We start from the raw sequence: 23630 nt of genomic DNA, 5'->3' as shown, positions 1-23630 counted from the left end.
TTCCCCGAAAACCTATCAATCTAAATCTAATTGATAGGTTCCACTCTGAACCAATCAATATCAACATTTCCTGCATCATTGATTATACCGTCGCGTACGGCAAAATAACCGATTTTAGCTCCGATCCAACGTCCTGGAACAGCCTGAAAATCTTCACCCACGACTTTAAATCGACGGCCGTTTTCACTGAATCCAAAACGACAAATGGCCCCATCATGCACTTCGATACGGAACCATATCGTATTGTTACTTATTTCTTGCTTAAAAAGCACTTCTTCGGCTCCCCCTTTTCGGGCATCCTTGCATCGAACCACTTTTATCCACAGTTTGTCGTTCTCCTGTTTTAAGGAAATATATTGATAAGAATCACCCATAACGATAAAACCGGCCTCTTCACCATTGAAACGATGGTTAAAAGTAACTTTGGTAGTAGCCCTAAACACAGGTGCGGGGAATTTTTGCAATAGCATATTGGGGACGTCCCATAGGTTAGTAGCATTTTCGGGTCTTGGACGACAATTGAGTCGAAAGAACCCCAAATTACCGGAAGGATACCCGTAATTAATGTTAGGATTAGCATGCCACTGCCACTGGAGACCTGTGGTATAACCATTAAATTCATCGCTTTCGGGTGGTGTTATCACCGGCCAGTGAGTTTTAGTCACAGGTTTTTTAAACGAAGAAACGGGCTCACCCACGCCATTTCCGTCGAAGTCTTGTCCTAAAAGAGGCCAACCTTTTTCCCACCTCATAGGTTGCAGGTGAAGTATTCGACCGTAAGCCCCTTTGTCCTGAAAATGAATAAACCAAAATTCACCCATAGGGGTTTCGACCCAACCTCCCTGATGAGGCCCATTGATATCGGTAGAACCTTGCTCCAACACCCGTCTAAATTCATAAGGTCCAAAAGGATTTTTGGAACGCAAAGCGAGCTGCCACCCATGCGAAACGCCTCCTGCCGGAGCAAAAATGTAATAATAACCGTTGAACTTATAAAATTTGGGTCCTTCCACCGTCGGGTTGTCAGGATGGCCATCGAATACCATAACCGGATCGCCGACTAAAGAGGTACCGTCGGGGGTCATTCCCTGAACCAGAAGTACCGATTTAACACCGGCCCGACTACCGGCAAAGGCATAAACCAAATAAGCCTTGCCATCCTCGTCCCAGAGGGGGCAAGGATCGATCAGGCCTTTTCCTTCTTTCACCAAAACAGGCTTTGTCCAGGGTCCTTTCGGATCGGATGATTTCAACATAAAAATGCCAAAATCAGGATCCCCATAATAGATGTAAAACTCTCCGTTATGGTAACGAATCGAAGGCGCCCATACTCCCTTTCCATGCTGAGGCTTTGAAAAGTGGTCCTCGGGGGACAAAGAATTAATGGCATAACCTATCAATGTCCAATTAACCAAATCTTTAGAATGAAGGATGGGCAAACCAGGGATACAATTAAAACTGGAAGCGGTCATATAAAAATCATCGCCCACCCTGCACAAATCCGGATCGGAATAGTCGGCATGGATTATCGGATTTTTGTAGGTCCCGTCTCCCTGGTCGGCTACCCATACTTTTGAAACATACTCTTCCTGGGCAAATATGGAAAGAATAGAAATCACCCAAACGAAAATAGTTGCAAAAAGATTCTTCATCATCAAAATAATTTTAAGCATTAAATAATTTTATATCCGTTATTTTATACTGCTTCCCTGAACAAAAGAATTTAAAACAAGGAAACCCCGGAATTAACATTAATCATTTCTAATTATTACAATTTTGGTGATGCATCCATAGTCAGTACATCCTTTTATATGTGTCAATAGAGTCTGAGGTTGGAAGCAAAAGCCCTGAGGTAAAAAAACAATTATTCGGGCCCACCAACAACATCGGCAGGTGTTAGCCACTCCCAATATTTCCAGTTGTCCTCACCACTTAAAATATTTTCAGGGGTATATTTCAAAGCTTCCTCATCGGTCAGCTGATGCGACCAAACTACCCGTTTTTCTGGGGCCGCACCCGGGCCGTAAGATTTATATTCGGCAAAAAATGCTGTTTTTTCTTTGTCCGGATCTCCCCAATTGTGCCAACCTTCCGGTTTTATGTGTTTTCCCATGAAACAATTAATAAACACTGCTTTGGCATATGGACGCCATGGACGTCCCAGATAAAAAGAGTTTTCGGGGGCATTGCCGGTGATCTTACAATTTATAAACACAAATCCGAATTCACGCTCCTGGTGGGTGGAAGCAGCCGTTATATAGCCGCGATCTTTACAAAAAATTTCGCAATCATCGAAAACGGCAGTACTCCAACCAAAAATAAAATCCACCGTACCTTCGATATAACAGCTTTTGTAATATTGACGGCTACCATCTCCATGTGGATAAAGGGTATCCTGGTTTCCCAGGAATCGACAGTTTTCAAACACCACGCGATCGCCGTCGATACGGACCGCCACAGCTTGTCCAACAGGTCCGGCCGAGTTTTCAAACGTAATATTACGGGCCACAAAACCGTCACCAAAAACAAAAAAGCTGGAAGAGCCGGTAGTTCCCATCTCTTCACCAAAACGATTTTTTTTGGAAGCATAATCATCGTGGGTGATAACGGTTTTATATTTATCTTCACCGATAAAAGTCACATTGGTTTTGGAAGCCGGCAATATTAACTTTTCATTATAGACCCCGTTTTTGATAAAAATAACGGTTCTTTTCTTTCTGAAATCCGGTACCGCATTGATCGCCTCCTGAAGGGTTAAAAAATCACCGGTTCCATCGGAGGCAACAATAAAATCGGAATCCTGTGACCGGATATCTTCTAACAATAAAAAGACCCAAATCAGAGCGAGGACTAGTTTAAGCAAAAAATTTCCCATGTTTCTATCTTCTCTTATTTCAATATTCAATGAGACAATTCACTAAGGTCAACACAGATGAGTTGTCCAGGAACGTCCCTATTTTTTCGTCCCAAACTCCCTATATTCTTAGCAAACATCAGGTCTTGGTAAGACTGTGCTCATTCCATTCTTCATCATTTTACCCAGAGAAATTCAGTTGTCATTTTAGTTATTAAAATGGCAATAATGATGTATCACTTCATCTTTCGGTACTTCTCCGCTTCCAAAGCAGCCATGATAAAGGGCCCAACAGCTTTGGGATCATTATTGCGAATCGGTTCGGAAATATAGTATTCAAAAGAGCCATCCCTATATGGGTCTCCCCCAAGGCCAGCCACCGAGCAGACATTGGTAATGGAGATGGTCCCATCCGACTCTTTCTGAATAAAGTTTTTCAGGATTCCCTTGTAGGCCTTCTCGGCCGAGGCAGAAAACGAATTGTCAATATATCCCTTATTAATGGCTTTAAACAAGAAATATGTAAACATAGAACTGGCGGACGACTCCAAATAATTACCCTGGCGATCGCCCAAATCAAGCACCTGATACCAAAGACCGGTATCGTGATCCTGATACTTCACGATTCCCCGGGCAACCCTATCTACCACAAACAATACACTGTCACGCCCCTTATGGTCTTCTGGAATAAAGTCCAAAACATCCACCAATGCCATAGCACACCATCCCATGGCTCGTCCCCAGAAATGAGGCGACAGTCCGGTAACCGGATCGGCCCATCTTTGTTGACGGCTTTCATCCCATCCATGATAAAAAAGACCGGTTTCTGAATCATAATGGTGTTTATTGACCAGCATGATCTGATGCACCACTTCATCAAAGAGTCCCGGTTCATTAAACTCCCGACCATAAAGCGCCAGAAATGGGGAACCCATGTAAAGGCCGTCGAGCCACATCTGATGGGGATATCTTTTTTTGTGCCAGAATCCACCTTCTGAGGTCCGTGGATGATTTTCCATTTGGCTTCTCAGTAACTTAATAGCTTTCAAATACTTTTCTTCTGGTTTTATATGATAAAGATTGATGAGAAAGCGTCCCGGACTCAGCCGGTCAATATTATAATCGGTGAGTTTGTAAGTAAGAATATTTCCGGATTCCTGCACCATAGTGTCAGCAAAGGCATTCACATAACCCCAATAACCTTTATCCTGGGTTTCATGATACAATGCAAGAAGGGCATTCATCATCAACCCATGGGTATATTCCCATTTGGGTTGCTTCCTGAAGTCGATTCTCCAGCCTTCGGGATTTCGCTTCATATCCGAATCAGCCATCTTAACCGCCATATATATTGGCTGTTTCTGTTTTTCTTGGCCAGGCGGGGAATATCTGCAAGAAATGAAAAAACTCGTTAAAGAAAACAGCAAAATTGTAATACAAGTATGGTTCATAAGTCTAAATTCAGCTTTACATATAGGAAAAAGATCATAAAACAGTTTTTGCAAATACATTACAAAAGCAATAACAATTTATTCTACAATCTTAATCAATTGAAAAACCATTCATGGGTTACAAATTGAGTTTTGAGGTGGGATATTTAGTCAAAAAGGAGGGAAAATGTATAAAATCCCGTAAATTTTACCACTTTATAAGTTCATTCAAGTAAATTTCCAAATTGGTATAGGTTTCACTTAGTTCATATTCCCAGCCATCGGAAATGCACAGGGGATTCAAACCATTGGCCTGTTCCCATTCATCAGGGATGCCATCCCAGTCGGTATCAGTAGGAGGTTCCTCTGACTTTAATTCGGGCCAACCACCAACATGTGCCTGAGTATCGATAATACCATTGACGCTACCGTTTCCGCCAGTCATAAAAGTGGCAGTTCCAGTTCGAACATCATGAACAATACGTGCATCAACCGTATCGCGTGATAAAGAAGCACCTGCCCTTTCCAACACCAATTCATAAGCTTTCTGGGCAGTATGAGTAGTAATCAATCCTGGATCGAGAGGCGAGTCGAGTTTCATGTTTCTTTTATCTGATTCAGGAATAGCTCCATACTTGCTATGAAACTGATTATAAACACCATAAGCCCAATTATCATTTGTAGCCCTTTCAGAACCGGCCATATAGTTTCCATCAATATAAAATTTACCCCAAATGCCGGTTGTAGCAAAGCCTTCCTCTGTTTCCAAATCGATGGCAATAATTCTCTCAGTTTTTGTAGTAGCAGGACCTGGTTTGTAGTAGCAGTTCACAATGTTGACATTCATCGCTTCGCCTCCATAACAACTGTTACCCTGCCAATTATAAATAACATTATTTCTCAGGTCTACCAGGTCGGTCAATGCAAAAGCGTCACCATTGATTTCACCTAACCTTGGATTCCGACTGTCGTGATGGGCCAGTAGGTTATGATGAAAAGATGCCTTTTTACCACCCCAAATTCCACCATATCCATGAGATCCTTTGTTGTGAACGGAGTTACGTAGACTCTCTGAAATAATGCACCACTGCATTGTAAAGTTCTCATTTTGATAAAAAGAGGCACATTCATCGGTAGACCAACTTATGGAACAATGGTCAACAATAATATTTTTGCGGAAACGCCCCCCCAGAGCATCTCCCTCCTGCTGTTCAGTATCTCCCATCCTAAATCTTAAGAAACGAATTATTACATTATCCGCATCCACGGTAACCGGATAATTTCTGAGGCAGATGCCATCGCCCGGTGCACTTTGACCAGCAATGGTAACGTCTCCATTGGTAATTTTCAAATCCCGTTGCAATTCAATGGTTCCTGAAACTTTAAACAAGATTGTTCGTGGTCCTTTGTTGGTCAGAGCCCATCGCAACGAGCCTTCACTGCCATCGTCCTTTAAGTTGGTCACAAAATAGACCCTTCCTCCCCGTCCTCCGGAAGTATAACAACCATGCCCTTCGGCGCCCGGAAATGCTATTGAGTTATCAACAGGTGCAGCATTAAAACTCAATGATTCAATATCAACAATCTTCAATCTACCCATAGCACTGTTCCCGTTGATATCGATCGCTTCCACGTTAACTTCCGATGTGGTTGTATTCATTTCAATAGTTTCATCAAAAACAAATTCCTGATGATCATCAAACGTATTAACTTCCTTAATTACTAGGCGATTACCCCCGTTAATCCGAATAAATCTGACTATTGCAAGATCTTTTTCGCTAACTATAGTCCCTTGCACCGGAGGAACAAAATGCTCCAAATCAGTTATCATTGTATCTCCTGCAGCAAATGAAATACTTATCAGGTCGTCTGAATAAGGATCTTTTTCGTCAAGATGGTCACTGTGACAGCTAAACAGAGAGAAGATCAAAAGGAACACTAACAAACATCTCATATTTTTGATATTTAGAAAAAAAGAATAGTACATATACCATTTCTATTAATCAAGGAAGTATCGCTACATCTTATGACATCTCAAATGATGAAGTCTTAACAATGAGAACCAAATCAGAGACCGCAAGGGGAGCGACACTAACTTTACCAAAAGGTTTAATTTCGGTTTAACATCTAACTTTTCTGCATAAGATATACTATACACAATCCATAGGTCCCATTACCACCATCTAGGATCACCTGCTCTGTTTTTCACGGGATTATAAATTAATGTATAATCGTTATTATTAGGATCCTCAAAAACAGAGTAAATGTCTTTTCCCAAATCGGTGGCTTCGATGGGATACATTTCTGTCAACGTTTCAGCATTGACATCCCAAGCCAAATCACTGGTTTTATAATTCTGCAAAAGGGCTAAGGAAGAAGCATTACTTCTTAAGCCACGCACGGTTACATCATCTCCCCATGCTTTTCCAAACAGACAATTGTTAATTTTAATACCATCTTCAAAGGTTTTTTTATCCAAATCAAAGAAGTATCTTCCCCCTACAGGAGCGAAACAGGTTGTTACATACTCAACAGTTAAAGATTTAGGTTGCAGATTAGTTTTCGAAGCACGAACAATATAGCCGTCTAGATGTGAAATGGTTGAATTAGAAATAATAATTTCTTCTGCTCCGGCCCCTCCATTATCGAGGTTAATAACCCCGTAACCTCCAATAGAATCAATAACACAATTATTTATAGAAATAAGGCCAATGGTTGCAGCGGTTTTTATCCGCAATACCCCCCGTTTATAGCGTATTTCACAATTATCAAATAGAATTGAATCCACATGACCGGCTGAACCGAAATTAAAGACATAAGTAGAACCATAATCCCTAAGCTTATCAGGATGATCTGTAAAAGTAATGTTGGAAAATGAAAATTTGGAAACATTTGCACTTCCGTCACTTGGGAAATCGAAATTACCACTTACACGAATAATTGCTTTTCCTTCCAAACTTAAGCCCCCGGTTAAAGAGATTGGGGAATATAAACGTGCCCCTGTAAGTTCATATTCAGTACCACCATCTAATACTATGGTCACTCCTTCTGGGTATTGAGTAGCCATCTGATCGAAAAAGCTCTGTGTAAGAATAGTATAAGCGGTTTCCTCATCATAATCTCTAAGATCAACTACCGCTCCCTCGTATATAGGAGATGCCATGGTTGAAAAGCTTTGTTTACCCATGTATTCTCCCTGGAAATAAGCCTTGACGACGTAAGAGGTTTCGGGCTTTAGTTTTTCAATTATAACCATTTTATGTTCATTGTCGGTATCGCCAAGTAAAACAGAGGTAATTAAAGTATCGTTATGAAACACAACCAAACTGTCGTAAACAGCATCTTTCCATGAAACCATGGCTTTGGTATCGATAACTTTGGTTATCGGTTCCAACTGTGTAGGATAATCCGAAGTTGAAATCTTATCGTAAACAAAATATTCTGATTCAATATTTTGCCCTACAGCTTTTATCCTCAAATAATAGTCAGTATCATAATCTAAATTTTCGAACTTATAATAATTGGTATCCGTTTCGGCCTCAACGGTAATGGTTTCAAACGAGTCGACAGAAAGTTCCAATTGAAAATAATCGGCATTTCTGTAGTTATCCCATTCTGCACGAATCCAGGTTCCACCTGCAGTTACATTTTTGATAATGGGTCGGAACAAACGATCGGCTGTACCCAATTCATCGTCTTCATTACAACCGTAAAAACCGGTCAACAAAAAAATCATCACAAAAAAAACTTTGTGAACAAATAATTGGGAACTAAAGAAGCGTATATATTCGGTTTTATTTTTCATGACCTTTTGATTTTTAATGATAAACAAGTCACCAATAAACTTGCCTCTAATTTTCATTAACATTAATATGACATACCTTTAATTTAACTCATTGGAATAATAAAACTCGCATATCTTTATTTAAACAAGTTCTTGATTTAACAAAAATTCTGGTTACGCTCGTTTTATTATTGCATAGACCTTTTTGAAGTAGACAATTCGATCATAATTAATTTGCAGAAAAAACGTGCCCATATCCTTCATTATTAAGATATATACTATTTCCTACTATTGTGGAAGGAATTGGCAAAAGATAGGGAACAGCCGAAAGTCCGGTATCATCGGTATATCCTCTCCAACTGCGAACCGTATAATCGGCACTTTCAAATATTCCCTTATCTTCATCAACTTTGTAAAGGCTTATTGTCCAGTTTTGTTGTGCATAAGCATCTTCATTTCCTGGTTCTTCCAGCTCCGTAACATCAACAATTTTATCGGGCACTTCATCAGGATCGTACTTGGTATTTAAAAAAATAACCTTTCCATTTTCTTTTTTATAGTACAACCGATCGGCATAATTAATATACCGGGCAACTTCAGGATTTGATACATCGAGTCCCCAGGCGGCCTTCCCCATATTATTAAGAGCTTGTTTAGTTTCTACAATCTTCTTACCGTAAATATTCCACCGGGCCAGATCGAACTTTCGCAAGCATTCACCGCCAAACTCCCAGGCTCTTTCATCAACAATAGCCTCAAAGAATTCTTCCTTTGAATTAAGATTAGCGATATAGTCGTCTACTTTGGATGGATGGTATTCCGCATCAAAAGCACGTCTTCGTACACGGGCCAAAGCTTCTTTAGCAAGGGCATTAGGTCCGTCGTTCAATTCGTTTTCAGCCTCTGCCAACATCAATAACACATCTGAATAACGCATCAGCGGCCAGTTAATACCCGTTCCTTTTGAAGAAGAAGAACCCGGATCAATGGGAAGATCTAACCGATTCCACTTTCCAGTGGCAAGGCCAGTTATTGCCGACACAAACTGATCGTTATCGCTTTCATAATAAATTTTGGAAACAGTAACATCACGCCGCTTATCCTTATCATCAAAGGAAAAATAGTAAGTTGGTGTAAGATTAACCTGAATGGTTGTAGAACCTTTAGAACTGGAGTTTACCGTGGTACCTATACACCACCCCACATCACCACCGTTAGAAGCCAGAAAAGCTACCTCGTAAAGTACATCATCGTTAACAGGTTTTTGGAATGTAGACTGATTTTTAAAGACCGTTTCAAAATCGGGAATTAGTTCTCTGTCTTTCAAAGCTATTAACTTTTGGCAATAATCTGAAGCCAATTGATAATACTCCTTGTATGTACGGGCAGTTTTAACCGTTCCGTTCATGTCAGTATAAGTAACCGCCAACGAATCGTTTCCCATCACATCCAAATAATCATCGGCTCTTTTCATAATCCCCTCTTTAGTCATTCCATAACCTGCACGAAACAAAGCAAGTCTGGCAATAAGGCCTAAGGCAAATTCACGATTCATACGCTCAATGCCGTCAGCAAATTCATCGGCAAAATACATATCTGCTTCACAATTTACCAAATCCTGAATACACCCGGAATAAATAATATTCTTATCCGTTTTAGGCACATCCAGCTGCATACCCGCTTTTGCCGCTTCGGTAAAATAGGGTACATCTCCCCAGAAATTACACAAAAGAAAATAACGGTATGCCCTTAAACAATATGCTTCACCCAAAAGCATTTTCATATCTGGGTCATCAGTTATACTACTACTTTTAATACCTTCTATGCATTGGTTGGCCCTATCTATGGCAAGATAATTATTTTGCCAGGCAGAATAGATATCTTTAAACCCGGTAAGCAAACCACCTTGAAGGGACCAAACATCACGCCTCGAACCATCGGGATTCGCAGCAGGTTGCATAGCTTCCACATCGGTATTTTGCATCCAGACACAAGACATTCGGGAAGTATAAGCATCATGACCAAACAAAGAATAAACGCCCAATAAAGCCTTTTTTGCATCAGTGGTATTGGAAAATATGTAATCGGAATTGAACGAAGAAGGTGAACTGACATCTAGCTTATCCTCGCAAGATGATGAATAAAGGAGAATACAAAACAGAAGTATGTTGATATTTTTCATAACCTGATCTTTTTATTCACTATTTAAAACCAAATACTTAAGACTCTGAAAGTTAAAACTACCACAAATTACCAGGGGCTTAAAATTTCACATTTACACCAAAGGTCCAAGAAAGACTTTTGGGGTAAGATGAATAATCGACCCCGGGAGTTAGTCCTGAGGTGGAAGAATTCCTCACCGGGGAACTAACTTCCGGATCATAACCTGAATAATTGGTCCAAGTCCAAGCATTGTTGATAGTTCCAAATATCCTAAATTGCTTACATTCAATTATCGAACTAATTCGTTTGGGTAAAGTATAACCTAGTGTTATGTTTTGAAGCCGGAGGAATGAACCATCTTCAATAGCCCAAGAATGAGGTAAAGTTGTAGCATTTCCAAAAGTGAAGGGGGACCAAAAAGCTTTATCGTTCTCTCCTTCATTCATTTGCCGAAGTGTTTCCAAGTCAGTCACAATTTCACCGGTACTTCTGTCAAGATATGTATACCGATTACCAACATCCATCATTTTCAACATATTAGGATAATTTGTACGGTATTGCTGGGTGGAAGCCAACTTGTTGGCATTGTAAACATCATTGCCATATACAAAGTTGAAAAGAACTGAAAAATCAAACCCACGGAAAGTAGCATCTAAACCAAAACCACCATAAAAGTCCGGATTGGTATCACCAATGATGGTTCGGTCATTATCGTCAATAACACCATATCCTTCTTCTCCGGGCGATTGCATATCCTTTAACTTCAAAGTACCGGGACGAATACCAATAACACCACCGTATAATCCTGTGGTAGGGATTCCATCTTTAAGAACATATTGTCCTGAAGCTTCATCGAAGTATTCAAAATCGCTAGTGGAATAATAACCATCCGTCACCCAACCATAGATCAATCCAACAGGTTCTCCTACCCTAATCTTATAATCGTAATATCCTTTAAGGTCAGTCCCTGCCCAAGCCGAAGCATAGGACTGCTCAAGGATGCCTTCAGCAAGATTTTCGACCTTTGTACTGTAAAATCCTATATTAAAATTGGCGGATAGCGAAAAATCTCGCTTCTCCAGAATAAAAGCATTCATAGAAAATTCAATTCCTTTGTTGGAGGTTTCTCCCACATTCTCAATGGTGGTTTCATAACCAGGGGCAACTATTTCTCGTTCGATAAGAAGGTCCACCGCCGAGTTCCAGTATCCTTCAATTGTTCCGGACATCCGTCCGTTCCATAAACCAAAATCAAGACCTGCATTTCGTGTAATGGTAGTTTCCCATTTCAGACCAGGATTAGCTAATTGACTGTTTCTGGTTTCATAATATCCCGTTAACACATCACCAATACCATAGGCTTTGAAGGAATTTATTTTATATTCCTGTTTGTACATTGCACTTTTAATTCGGTTATTTCCGGCTTCTCCGTAACTAACCCTCAACTTAAGATGTGACAACCAATTACGCATACCATCCATAAAAGGTTCTTCGGATATACGCCATGCCAATGCAGCGGCAGGGAAAAAGCCCCAATGATTTTTTTCGGGAAACTTGGATGAGCCATCGGCCCTAGCAGTCAATGTTAGCAAATAACGATCACGAAAATTATAACCAAACCTGCCAAAAAATGATGCCATATTATCTTCATCATTCACCGTACTAGAAATCTTAATAGTTCCATCCGACAATCCCATATTGGCGAAAATACGCGCAGGAGATAGATCCGCACTGTAGTTGGTAGCATACATATAGGAGTTCCCCCCTTTATTAGTAATATACTCTTGCCCAACCAACAGATCGAAACGATGGTCTTCACCCACCTTAAATTTGTAGGAAAGGGTTTGTGCCTGCCTCAATTTGCGGGCATCGGATTTGGTCCAATCGACTAAAGGCTCACCACCCACATAAGAAGCATTGCTGGTATATTCACCCCAATAGTTTTGGGTTTCATCAAACCCGTATCGATAACCTCCGTCGATTCGGTAAGTAAGATTTTCCAGAATATTCCATGAAAGGCTACCAGAGAAATAAAAACTCTTTCGGAATTTTCGTTTCCAATATTGATCCGCCAGTTCAGAAAGGGTAAGGTTGCTTCTGAGCCACTGTTCATATTCATCGTCCGAAAGAGTAATCGGGTTTACTTCTATAAAATCGTCTAAACCATTGACTGGACCTTTAGAAACTGCCTCAGAAGTTCTCACTTTGTAGGTTCCTCCCGAGGTTCCGGCGCCATTGATAGTGGCATCTGAAATACGAGCATTGACATCGAACCTGAGATTATCCCGAAGTTTGTGGTTGAGCTTAAAATTAACATTATACCGTTCGTAATCGTTGTTTTCCATTAGCCCGCCATCATAATTCCAAGTTCCACTGAGAGAATATTTGGTTTTATCGTTTCCGCCATTGATCGACAGATTATGCTGTTGAGAAACCACATCGGCGCCGAACATATCGTCCTGCCAGTCTGTTCCTTCCTGATATTTATACAACTCCAGATCTTCGTACACACCGAATTTATTACGAAAACTGTTTAATTCGTCCTCCCCCCGAAGGGCTGCTAACTCATAATTAAGCATCACATACTCATAAGAATCAAGCACATCAAGTCGTCTTGCAAGTCGCTTTGTTTGTACAAAGCCATTGTAGGAAACATCCGTTTTTCCTCCTTTTGCACTTTTGGTGGTAATGATTACAACCCCGTTAGCACCCTGCGATCCGTAAATAGCTGTGGAGGAAGCATCTTTCAATACATCAATACTTTCGATATCGCCGGGGACCACATCGTTAATGCTTGAGACAGGAAACCCGTCAACAATATATAAAGGGCTGTTGTCCCCCGTAATAGATCCTCCACCACGAACTCTAACGATCATCTCCGCATCAGGTGATCCATCTGCAGTAGTGATATGCACACCAGCCAAACGTCCTGATAAAGCTTGGGAAACATTAGAAACAGGCACCTTTGATATGGTCTTGCCGGATACCGATGCTACCGAGCCTGTCAGATCACGTTTGGTGACCGTACTATAACCGATCGCCACCACTTCATCCAGACCTATCACGTTCTCATACATGGTGATATCGATCTGTTCTCTATTTCTAACAGCAACCTCCTGATTCTCCATTCCAATAAAAGAAAATAAAAGCACAGAATTGCTTGGCACTCTCAAAGAATAATTTCCATTAACATCTGTAATGGTTCCAGTGGAGGTTCCCTTGATAGTGATGGTAACCCCAGGCAATGGTTCTCCCTTTTGATCGGTAACCGTACCTCTAACCGTCAGTTCCTGCTGACAAAAGGCTATCATAGAAAACGCGAATACAAACATCAAAAGGTACAATCTTAAAAATCTGATCTTTCGCATAATTTAAATCTGATTTAAAGTTTTGATTTTAAAATATGACTTTATTAAAGGGCCGTCCCCAAAGACCTTTAAGCAGGAGCTACGACTCTTTAATTTTTGTTATACAATTTTATGCGAAATAAAACTGTTTTTATGGTAAAAATCGTTTTAAAATGTGGATTTTTTGAGATTCCAACAAGAGAGTCAAAATGCCATAACACTAACTATCAATCACTTTTGTTTTTTTTAATAAACCCCAGCAAATTTATCCACCACATGTTAAAAACGATAATAACCGTTATCGCCATTATTTTTGCGCGACACTAATGTTTCGGGATGTATTATTGAATAGATGAAAAATGTCACCGACAATAAATAATGTAAAACACTAGCGATCTATGAATTGTAGAATATAGATTTTGTTTTAAATCATCATTTTGTAAATCTATAAACGGGATAACTTAATAGAGCTATGATTTTAACACAACCATTTGTCTTCATCTCTTGTAGAAAAGGAAATGTAAAAAATGTAGCTAAATATTTATTCCCATCGCAATTTTCAGATAACTTATTTACCATTAACAATCCTAGTAAATTGTATACGCAATCAAAACAACCCTTAAAAAAAATAAAATTAAACCTTCTTTACCCTCCAAAAAATTCATAAAACAATAAACTATCTTAAACAAAAACTGTTATCCTTATCTAGGCAGACATTACCGTTATTACGTGAATTTGCGATAAGAAGGAAGTAACCAGATAAAGCAGACGGTTAAATTGGATGATTTCCTAAACCACTGAAAGCCCGATTGGTCTTTTACATTAGAAAGCTAACAAGATTTATAAATTCAATACCACAAGATCATGACCACCGTAAACGTTTATCTGGCCTTTGACGGCAATTGCCGCGAAGCCTTTCAATTCTACCAATCCGTCTTTGGCGGTGAATTTTCCTATTTTGGCACCTATGGCGAAATGCCCAAACAAGAGGGGATGCCCCCATTACCCGGGAGTGAAAAGGATAAGATTATGCACATTGCTCTGCCCATCAGCAAAGAAACCATGCTAATGGGTTACGACACCTCCGAAGTATTTGGAAATGCAGTCACCTATGGCGACAACATTTCTATTATGATAGCCACATCTACCACCGACGAAGCCGACCGGTTATTTAAAGAACTGTCGGAAGGCGGAAAAGTCACCATGCCTATGGAAAAGACTTTCTGGGGTGCCTATTACGGTACTTTTACCGACAAATTCGGCATTAACTGGATGGTGCATGTGGATTTGATCCAATAACCAATTACCCACCCTGTAACAAATTGAAGACATGTCTCAAACAAAAGGCTGTTAAGGAGATATCCCCAACGGCCTTTTATTCTTTTGTCAACATCCCCCCTAACCATACAACCTATTGAGTCAAAGAGCTGCGCCCCCCCATTCACAAAACATACCATTAATTTAGATTCATTTCACATAAATATTGCAACAGCGTTGCAAGAGTTATAAAATAAGTTCATATATTTGCAACAGCGTTGCAAGAATTGATTAAAAACAGTTTTCTCGAAGCAATTGGTCAAAGGATAAAGAAACGTGATTGGGATTCGTAAAAATATGGCTCTTCTACTGTTGGGAATCTTTTTATTCCCAATTGCCTTTCATGGGGTTCATGTGATTCGTCACCACATGCATGACCACCATGAGCATGCCCATTGGATAAGCCGCCATAACACGAATGATTTTCCCCAAACACAGGAATTAACCGAAATTCATAAAGACCCAACCTGTCTCATTTGTAACTTTCAGTTCTTTACCAATACCCTTCCCAAAACCGCCGCTTGGGTGTCGGTAATACCGACGATAGAGGCGCGCTTCATCGAATCCGAAACAGAACCTCCTTACTGCGAATTAATTTCCACCACGACGCCCCGTGCTCCACCAGCCTGTGAATCATAAATCATCTCATCACTATTTCTCAGGTTGTTTAATTTCAATTCATATTACATATGAGCAAAATTGTCGTGCTTGTAGTATGCATGCATTTTGTATATACCCTCGCTTTGGCACAAACACAACATACCCTTCACGGGGTGGTGGTGAATGAAGAGGAAGAACCATTGCCGGGAGCGTCAGTAGTGCTGCTGCCCGCACAAAAAGGTACGGCCACCGATGAGGCAGGCAAATTTGTATTTCACCATCTACAAAGAGGACGTTATGCCGTTCAAATATCCTTTCTGGGTTATGAATCACTGACGGATACCATTATCCTGAAAGATGATTTAACCTATCGTGCAAAACTGAATCGCCTGCCACTCAATTTACAGGAAGTGGTGGTGACAGACCATTATGCCGAAACACGGAAAAAGGAATCAACCCTAAACATAGAAGTGGTTAACGACGACTATCTGAAACAATATATGGGCGGTAGTCTGATGAAATCGCTGGAACGGTTACCGGGCATATCGACCATAGACATTGGTTCGGGACAATCCAAGCCGGTGATACGAGGTCTGGGATTCAACCGTGTGGTAGTGGTCGAAAACAACATCAAACACGAAGCCCAGCAATGGGGTGCCGACCATGGTCTGGAAATTGACCAGTACGCCATCGATAACGTGGAAGTGGTAAAAGGTCCGGCCTCACTCATGTATGGTTCCGATGCCATTGGCGGTGTAATAGATTTGAAGAACCGTAAATTACCGGCCAACAACAGCTTAAGGGGTGTTTTAAACCTTTCGGGTAAAAGTAACAATGACTTTGTGGGGACTTCGGTCATGTTACAAGGCCGGAAAGAATGGTTCTATGCACGGCTGCAGGCCACACTACTGTATTATGGCGACTATAAAGTACCAACCGATAGCATCGACATCTATTCCTACCGGGCCGCACTGTATAAAAACCGTTTGAGAAACACGGCCGGCAAGGAACAGGATGTACATTTATCTTTTGGCATACTGAAAAATCTATTTCAAAGCAGATTTTACGTCAGCAGCATCAACAGTAAAAGTGGCTTTTTTGCCAACGCACATGGCCTGGAACCCAGAAATGTGGATACCCGGATGCACGACGAGTCATCCCGCGACATCCATTATCCTTATCAGTCGGTACACCATTTTAAGGTCACCAATACCAGCCAATACACCCTCGGGAAAGTAAAGGTAGAGTCAGATTTAGGCTTTCAACGCAACTTCAGGCAAGAATGGAGTCAATATGTAAGTCATGGCTATATGCCGGCCACATTCCCCGATACATTGAATTTTGATCCGGACCTGGAACGTGAATTTGAAAAATATGTTTACTCGGGCAACCTAAAGGCGTCATTCCCATTGAACGAAAAGACCTCATTAACCCTGGGTGTCAGCAGCGAATATCAGGACAACAGAATTGGCGGACGAGGTTTTATAATTCCGGCCTTTCACCAACTTAACCTGGGCGGTTTTGCTTTTGCCAAATATACCTTTTCGGAAAAGAGTTTGTTGCAGGTGGGTTTACGCTATGATTACGGCCATCTGAATACCCAACAATATAACGACTGGTTTCCATCGCCCGTTATTGAAAATGGCGACACCACCATGCAGTATCTGGAACGGGCGGAAGAGATAAATCGTACATTTTCCAATATCTCATGGTCGGTAGGATATAACTATAATCCCGGCAACTGGGTGTTTAAGGCGAATGTGGGGAAAAGTTTCCGCATGCCCATCGCCAAGGAACTGGCAGCCAATGGCGTTAATTATCATCATTTTAGCTACGAGGTGGGCGATCCCGATCTGTCACCCGAAATCTCCTACCAGTTGGATGCAGGCATAGAATATGCTTCCGACCGACTGGCTTTGGGAGCTACACCCTTCCTAAACTATTTTACCAATTATATATATCTGAATCCAGGTTGGGAACACGACAGGCTCTACGGCAACGGCAATCAGGTGTATTACTACACGCAAAGTGAAGTATTCAGATATGGCGCCGAGATTCACGCGCATTATGAGCTATTGGAACCGTTGCAGGTAGGAATAATCGGCGAATATGTCTATTCAGAACAGATGTCAGGCGAAAAAGAAGGCTATACCCTGCCCTTCTCTCCCCCTGCCTCCGTCATCTTTAACATTAAGTATCAAAAGCACAAACTGAAATTTATGAATAATTTCTATTGCTCTGTGGACTATAAGCTGACTGCATCACAGGACGACATAGTCCCCCCGGAAGAACCAACGGACGGCTATCAGGTAGTCAACGGAACATTGGGCGGACAAATAATTTGGGGACGGCAAAAAATTGATCTTTCCATGCAGGTAAAAAATATTTTCAATACCAGATATTTTAACCATACCAGCTATTACAGGTTGATAAACGTCCCCGAACCGGGCCGTAATGTTATCATCAATCTTTCCATTCCTTTTTGATGTTGGATATGACCTGAAAAACTCCTTAAAACAGAATAATGTTTGGGTAGCAAAATATCAATGAGAAAGGATTGAAGAGTTCCATCATTAATAAATCAAAAGTTAATCTCAAATACATCAATTTTAATTTTTAACCACCAAAAGTGATAAATTATGAAAACCAAACTGAAAACTATCATTGCTATCGGGTTATTGGCATCAAGCCAGGCATTTTTTTGGTCCTGCGATGATGACGATGCTTCGGTGTCCAAACCGGTCATCTCAGACCTGGAAATAGGCCTCGATGACAGCCATAAGGCCTATGTTGGCAGTGACTTGCACGTGGAAGCAGAAATTATTGCGGAAGGATTAATCGACAAAATCACCATCGAAATCCATCAGGAAGAAGGCGGAGATGATGAAATTGAATTGGAATACGATGAATATGAAGGATTAAGAAACGCCACTTTCCACAAACATGTGGATATTCCTTCTGAAACTGTTCCGGGAGAATATCATTTTCATCTCACTGTCACAGACCAGGAAGGGAATCAAACCAGTGTTGAGGAAGATATTACCATTGCATTAAAATAGATTTTAGTTATCACCCTAATGGAAAGCGCATGATCAATAACATTGATCCTTTTCCCGGTCATCAATCCAATGGTTCATGGGCTTTCCATTAACACAAAATTGTTATAACCAACCTCGGTCATCATTATTCTTAGCAGAATTTATAGCACCATATTATATAAAAACACAACCATTATGAAATATTTACGCAACCTTATAATCGTAACATTTGTCATCCTCACCGTTGTCGCTTGTGGTGATGATGAAGATCCTGATAAGGAAAAACCCGTTATTGATATATCAATTGAAAATGCTTTCCCAACAAATTGCGACACAATCTATTTTGGCGAAACCTTTGAATTAAAGCTACTCTTCACCGACAATGAGGAGTTAGGTTCTTTCAGCATTGATATTCATAACAACTTTGATCACCACTCACATTCCACCGAAGTAACCGAGTGTAACCCAGGCGCCAATAAAGAACCGATCAATCCATTCGCTTTAATTGAAAGTTTCAGTATCCCAGATGGTTTAACCATTTATGAAACCAACCAATTAATAACCATCCCGGCAGGTAATAATGAAGGTCTTTATGATGAAGGGGATTACCATTTTTTTATCCGGGTTACAGACAAAGCCGGCTGGTCAACATATAAAGGCTTAAGTATAAAAATGTTCCATAAGCAGACAGCACAATAGGCTATTAGGCCGTTAGGCCGTTAGGCTGATAGGCCAGTAGGGCCATTAGACCGGTAGAGTGTTAAGTTACCAGAAAGTTTTATTATAAAAGCGTAAGAGGAAGTTAAAATGATTGGGTCGATTTTAAGAAAAAATGAACTAAAAACTAATATCTTTGTGACTGTTAATTTTCACAATTGAAGTTATCGTGAGCCACAAAAGAGAAATTATATTACTGAATATCAGCGGCGAAGACCAGCCGGGGCAAACCGCTGCCTTAACCGGTATCCTGGCACAATACAATGTTAATATTCTGGATATTGGTCAGGCGGTGATTCATCAGAATCTGGGCCTGGGTATTTTGTTTGAAGTCCCTGCCAAATCGGAATCTTCGCCTATCCTCAAAGATATTCTCTTTAAGGCCTACGAAATAGGACTTCATGTCAAGTTCACCCCCATTAGTGAAAAAGAATACCAGGATTGGGTGGATAATCAAGGGAAAGAACGCTACATAATTACCCTGTTGTCGCCCAAACTTACTGCACGTCAATTGGCCGCAGTCACCCAGGAAATTTCCAGACAAAAACTCAATATAGATATCATCACGCGACTGAGCGGACGTATTCCCCTTGATGATCCGGACGGAAAAACCAAATCGGTAGTTGAATTTTCGGTTCGGGGAACACCGGCCAACATCGAGGAGATGAAAAACCATTTTATTGAAATATCTTCATCCACAGGCGTAGATATTGCTTTTCAGGAAGACAATATTTACCGTCGCAATCGCCGTCTGGTATGCTTTGATATGGATTCTACCCTTATACAGACCGAAGTTATTGATGAACTGGCCCGACGGGCAGGTGTTTACGATAAGGTTAGTGCCATAACCGAGGCGGCCATGCGTGGCGAAATCGACTTCGACGAAAGTTTCAAACAAAGGGTCGCTCTTCTCAAAGGCCTCGATGAATCGGTCATGAAAGAGGTGGCCGAATCGTTACCCCTGACCGAAGGGGCCCAAAGACTCTTCAAAACCCTGAAAAAATACGGGTACCGCACCGCCATCCTCTCGGGTGGCTTCACCTATTTCGGCAATTATCTCAAAAACAAACTGGGCATCGACTATGTCTTTGCCAACGAATTGGAAATAAAAGACGGAAAACTTACCGGCCGGCATGTGGGCGAAATCGTCAATGGCCAAAAGAAAGCCGAACTATTGAAACTTATTGCTTTCAAGGAAGATATTAATCTGGCACAGGTCATTGCCGTGGGTGACGGCTCCAACGATCTGCCCATGCTCCGTCAAGCAGGTTTAGGCATTGCCTTCCACGCCAAACCCAAAGTTAAGGCTTCGGCCAGACACGCCATCTCTACCATTGGTCTGGACGCCATCCTCTACCTGTTGGGATTCAGAGACAGGGAAATCAATATGTAGTTTTTTAGATGTAAGATTTTTAGATGGCTAGATATAAGAAGTCAGAAGCCAAAAGTCAGATATTTGGGTACATTGATATATAATTAATACAGATAAAATAAGTAGTTTTTAGTGAGTCATCCACGTTTCCAAAGCCAGACTACCATTCACACAAACAACTTATTTCTGTTTATTTCCATTTGTATCTACATATAATAAACCTATCCTCCTAACCCCATAACCCGAAACCATGGACCAGTAACCAGAAACAACTATCTATATCTACTTTTTTCAAAAATCTGACTAACACCGCCTTGTACCTAACCTCTGGCTTCTGGCTTCGGACTGCCCCGTCCTCTAGCTTCTGACCTTTATCCTCCGGCTTCGGGTGAACTCTCTGCCACCCCACGGTTACCATCCACCCCTTTCACCTTTCTACCCTTACCCCTATGCGCTAAGCCTTATCCTTCATTTCCCCATATTCCCTCATAACAGCATCAGCGTTTTTCGAATCCTTAAGCATTTCACCCTTTAAATATTCTAATCGAAACCTAATTTGCCATTATTCGATATTTTTGTAAGCTATTTGCTTGTTTTTAATTTTAATTTATTACTTTTGCTGAGGATTTAATTACAATTAATAATTTCTACGACCAAAAACCGATTACCATGTGTGGATTTACCGTTTACACCGGAGACGACGCAATGCAGCGATTGCAGATTGCTCATGATTTCAGAAATCTGCAATACCGAGGTCCGGACAATACAATCATAAAAGATCTTGGAAATAATGGGTGGATAGGTTTTCACCGATTAAAAATCATGGATCTTTCCAATAATGGTAATCAACCTTTGGAATACAAACACATCAGTCTGGTATGCAACGGAGAAATTTACAATTTCCGGCAACTCCGAAAAATATATGAACCTGTATTTCAATTCAAGTCATCCAGCGATTGCGAAGTAATGATCCCCCTATACCTGGAAAAAGGGATTGTTGGGATGGCCAAAGCATTAGATGCTGAATTTGCCTGCGTGATTTACGACAGCCAAAAGAATAAATATCTGGCAGCTCGTGATCCCATAGGCATCCGCCCCATGTTTTACGGCTATGATGCCAAAGGGGAAATCCTTTTTGCCAGCGAAATGAAAGCCTTACATAACATTTGCAAAGAAGTACGCCCATTTCCTCCAGGCTATTGTTACGATGGCGAAAAATTTGTTTGTTATCGCGATATAGCCAAAGTAGAGGCCTTTCATGACGATGAACAAGAAACCATATTTAAAGAAATCAACCAACGCCTAACCAAAGCCGTCGAAAAACGGATGGACAGCGATGCCCCGGTGGGCTTCCTCTTGAGTGGCGGACTGGATTCCAGTCTGGTCTGCTCCATTGCCGCCCGGATGACCAGCAAGCCCATCCGTACCTTTGCCGTAGGCATCAAAGATGGGCCCATCGACACCAAATACGCCCGCCAGGTAGCTGATTATCTGGGCGCCGACCACACCGAAGTATTATTTGAAAAACAAGATATTTTCGACACCCTCAGCACCCTGATCTATAATATCGAAACCTGGGACATTACCACCATCCGGGCTTCGGTGGGCATGTACCTCGTCAGTAAATACATTCATGAGAATACCGACATCAAAGTGCTGATGACAGGTGAAATCAGCGACGAAATATTCGGGTATAAGTACACCGACTTCGCACCGTCGCCAGAAGCCTTTCAGGCCGAGGCAGAAAAACGTCTGACGGAAATCTATATGTACGATGTACTTCGAGCCGATCGATGCATCTCCTCCAACGGATTGGAAGCTCGCGTTCCGTTTGGCGACCTGGATTTTGTGGAATACGTAATGGCCATTGGGCCCGAAAAGAAAATGAACTACACAGGCATCGGAAAATATTTACTTCGAAAAGCCTTTGAGGGTGACTATTTACCAAAGGATATTCTTTATCGTGAAAAAGCAGCCTTCTCGGATGCCGTAGGGCATAGTGTAGTGGATAATCTGAAAGCCTATGCGGAAGAGCTCTACAGTGATGAAGACCTGAAACAGGCCAAAGAAAAATATCCCTTTGCCACCCCCTTCACCAAGGAATCGCTGATGTACCGCGACATTTTTGAAAGTCATTTCCCCGGCCGTGCCGATCTGATCAAAGATTTCTGGATGCCCAACAAAGAGTGGGAAAACTGCAATGTGGATGATCCCAGTGCCAGAGTGCTGCCAAACTATGGGAAAAGTGGGGAATAAGGTAATGGCAGGGGAACCCACATCAATAAATGAACAACCAAACCTTTTATTATATCCATCAATAGTTCCATCAACTATTGCATCCCATACCAGTATTGAAAATTGTTAGAGGTTTTGATCTGGTACCAACCGGAAGCTTTCGGGAATACTTTTTCCCGGGACTTCCGGTTTCAATATTTAAACTCCATTTTCAAAAAAACAAAGAAACAGAAGCATAAAAAAAGATCATTTTCATGCATGGTTTTTTCTTTAAAAAAATCGTGTCAAAAAATGAAATCTATCAATACCCATCAATTTCTGTTAATTATCAATAACTTTTAGCTCTCATCTTTTTCCGTCAAACCATTTGGTCTTCCTAATGGGTGCAACTTTTATCCCCTCCCCCATGGACTTTAATAACTTTTTTCTATATTTGCACCGCATTTGAAATGCTGGTCCGGTAGCTCAGCTGGATAGAGCAACAGCCTTCTAAGCTGTCGGTCGTGGGTTCGAATCCCGCCCGGATCACATTTTAACATTCATCCAAAACCAAAAAGCTGTAAATCGTTTGATTTTCAGCTTTTTGTGTTTTTGGGGTATTCATCAAAAACCATCAAAAAACACAATGATGGTGAACAAACTGGTGAACAGATTATTTTATTAACTTTGTTCACCAGCATCGCCACGAACAACTGGTTTTCTGTTTGTTACAAAAATTCTCATTTCATTTTTCCGATGAATTTTGAGCGTTTCCGGAGCAATTTCCGGTGAAC

14 protein-coding genes and 1 tRNA gene are annotated in these 23630 nt (G+C 41.1%); 8 read left to right on the top strand and 7 right to left on the bottom strand.

Going from position 1 to position 23630, the window contains the following annotated elements; translation table 11 throughout:
• Nucleotides 1-26: 26 nt before the first annotated feature.
• From ACT29H_RS13215 to ACT29H_RS13185, 7 genes are all read right to left on the bottom strand, one after another.
• On the bottom strand, nucleotides 27-1655 hold the full coding sequence (locus tag ACT29H_RS13215) for a glycoside hydrolase family 43 protein (protein ID WP_444822112.1): 1629 nt from the start codon (nucleotides 1653-1655) through the stop codon (nucleotides 27-29).
• A 209-nt stretch (nucleotides 1656-1864) separates the two neighbouring features.
• Nucleotides 1865-2875 carry a pectinesterase family protein gene (locus tag ACT29H_RS13210; protein ID WP_074964245.1) on the bottom strand — a complete coding sequence of 337 codons (1011 nt, stop codon included), beginning with the start codon at nucleotides 2873-2875 and terminating at the stop codon, nucleotides 1865-1867.
• A gap of 215 nt (nucleotides 2876-3090) precedes the next feature.
• On the bottom strand, nucleotides 3091-4200 hold the full coding sequence (locus ACT29H_RS13205; protein ID WP_444822111.1) for a glycoside hydrolase family 88/105 protein: 1110 nt from the start codon (nucleotides 4198-4200) through the stop codon (nucleotides 3091-3093).
• Between the two features lie 292 nt (nucleotides 4201-4492).
• Nucleotides 4493-6238 (bottom strand): pectate lyase family protein, encoded by a 1746-nt coding sequence (locus ACT29H_RS13200; protein WP_444822110.1) that lies wholly within the window; start codon nucleotides 6236-6238, stop codon nucleotides 4493-4495.
• 219 nt (nucleotides 6239-6457) lie between these two features.
• Nucleotides 6458-8089 carry a DUF5123 domain-containing protein gene (locus tag ACT29H_RS13195; protein WP_444822109.1) on the bottom strand — a complete coding sequence of 544 codons (1632 nt, stop codon included), beginning with the start codon at nucleotides 8087-8089 and terminating at the stop codon, nucleotides 6458-6460.
• A 208-nt stretch (nucleotides 8090-8297) separates the two neighbouring features.
• Nucleotides 8298-10250: a RagB/SusD family nutrient uptake outer membrane protein gene (locus ACT29H_RS13190; RefSeq protein WP_444822108.1), complete on the bottom strand. Its 1953-nt coding sequence runs from the start codon at nucleotides 10248-10250 to the stop codon at nucleotides 8298-8300.
• Nucleotides 10251-10329: 79 nt separating this feature from the next.
• A complete protein-coding gene (locus ACT29H_RS13185; RefSeq protein WP_444822107.1) occupies nucleotides 10330-13599 on the bottom strand; it encodes a SusC/RagA family TonB-linked outer membrane protein in 3270 nt (1089 codons plus the stop codon).
• A gap of 843 nt (nucleotides 13600-14442) precedes the next feature.
• Between ACT29H_RS13185 and ACT29H_RS13180 the strand changes: the two genes are divergently transcribed.
• From ACT29H_RS13180 to ACT29H_RS13145, 8 genes are all read left to right on the top strand, one after another.
• Nucleotides 14443-14877 (top strand): VOC family protein, encoded by a 435-nt coding sequence (locus ACT29H_RS13180; RefSeq protein WP_444822106.1) that lies wholly within the window; start codon nucleotides 14443-14445, stop codon nucleotides 14875-14877.
• A 315-nt stretch (nucleotides 14878-15192) separates the two neighbouring features.
• A complete protein-coding gene (locus ACT29H_RS13175; protein WP_444822105.1) occupies nucleotides 15193-15534 on the top strand; it encodes a hypothetical protein in 342 nt (113 codons plus the stop codon).
• A gap of 50 nt (nucleotides 15535-15584) precedes the next feature.
• Complete coding sequence (locus tag ACT29H_RS13170) at nucleotides 15585-17981, top strand: TonB-dependent receptor (RefSeq protein ID WP_444822104.1); 2397 nt, start codon at nucleotides 15585-15587, stop codon at nucleotides 17979-17981.
• A gap of 153 nt (nucleotides 17982-18134) precedes the next feature.
• Nucleotides 18135-18554 (top strand): DUF4625 domain-containing protein, encoded by a 420-nt coding sequence (locus tag ACT29H_RS13165; protein WP_444822103.1) that lies wholly within the window; start codon nucleotides 18135-18137, stop codon nucleotides 18552-18554.
• Nucleotides 18555-18728: 174 nt separating this feature from the next.
• Nucleotides 18729-19232 carry a DUF4625 domain-containing protein gene (locus tag ACT29H_RS13160; protein WP_444822102.1) on the top strand — a complete coding sequence of 168 codons (504 nt, stop codon included), beginning with the start codon at nucleotides 18729-18731 and terminating at the stop codon, nucleotides 19230-19232.
• 187 nt (nucleotides 19233-19419) lie between these two features.
• A complete protein-coding gene (gene serB / locus ACT29H_RS13155) occupies nucleotides 19420-20643 on the top strand; it encodes a phosphoserine phosphatase SerB (protein ID WP_444822101.1) in 1224 nt (407 codons plus the stop codon).
• A 648-nt stretch (nucleotides 20644-21291) separates the two neighbouring features.
• Nucleotides 21292-22878, top strand: a complete 1587-nt coding sequence (gene asnB / locus ACT29H_RS13150) for an asparagine synthase B (RefSeq protein ID WP_444822100.1) — start codon at nucleotides 21292-21294, stop codon at nucleotides 22876-22878.
• Nucleotides 22879-23311: 433 nt separating this feature from the next.
• Nucleotides 23312-23385, top strand: a tRNA-Arg gene (locus tag ACT29H_RS13145).
• Nucleotides 23386-23630: the final 245 nt, after the last annotated feature.

It is taken from the genome of Thermophagus sp. OGC60D27, assembly GCF_052400625.1.
Classification (GTDB): Bacteria; Bacteroidota; Bacteroidia; order Bacteroidales; family Marinilabiliaceae; genus Thermophagus.
Note: the sequence above shows the minus strand (reverse complement) of the source record. Positions and strands in the feature narration are given on the sequence as shown.

Bases quoted from the DNA above. Each gene is read 5' to 3' on its own strand.
- ACT29H_RS13200 (WP_444822110.1), bottom strand. From the start codon at position 6,238: ATGAGATGTTTGTTAGTGTTCCTTTTGATCTTCTCTCTGTTTAGCTGT.
- asnB (WP_444822100.1), top strand. From the start codon at position 21,292: ATGTGTGGATTTACCGTTTACACCGGAGACGACGCAATGCAGCGATTG.
- ACT29H_RS13180 (WP_444822106.1), top strand. From the start codon at position 14,443: ATGACCACCGTAAACGTTTATCTGGCCTTTGACGGCAATTGCCGCGAA.
- ACT29H_RS13170 (WP_444822104.1), top strand. From the start codon at position 15,585: ATGAGCAAAATTGTCGTGCTTGTAGTATGCATGCATTTTGTATATACC.
- ACT29H_RS13190 (WP_444822108.1), bottom strand. From the start codon at position 10,250: ATGAAAAATATCAACATACTTCTGTTTTGTATTCTCCTTTATTCATCA.
- ACT29H_RS13210 (WP_074964245.1), bottom strand. From the start codon at position 2,875: ATGGGAAATTTTTTGCTTAAACTAGTCCTCGCTCTGATTTGGGTCTTT.
- ACT29H_RS13215 (WP_444822112.1), bottom strand. From the start codon at position 1,655: ATGATGAAGAATCTTTTTGCAACTATTTTCGTTTGGGTGATTTCTATT.
- ACT29H_RS13205 (WP_444822111.1), bottom strand. From the start codon at position 4,200: ATGGCGGTTAAGATGGCTGATTCGGATATGAAGCGAAATCCCGAAGGC.
- ACT29H_RS13185 (WP_444822107.1), bottom strand. From the start codon at position 13,599: ATGCGAAAGATCAGATTTTTAAGATTGTACCTTTTGATGTTTGTATTC.
- ACT29H_RS13165 (WP_444822103.1), top strand. From the start codon at position 18,135: ATGAAAACCAAACTGAAAACTATCATTGCTATCGGGTTATTGGCATCA.
- ACT29H_RS13160 (WP_444822102.1), top strand. From the start codon at position 18,729: ATGAAATATTTACGCAACCTTATAATCGTAACATTTGTCATCCTCACC.
- ACT29H_RS13195 (WP_444822109.1), bottom strand. From the start codon at position 8,089: ATGAAAAATAAAACCGAATATATACGCTTCTTTAGTTCCCAATTATTT.
- ACT29H_RS13175 (WP_444822105.1), top strand. From the start codon at position 15,193: ATGGCTCTTCTACTGTTGGGAATCTTTTTATTCCCAATTGCCTTTCAT.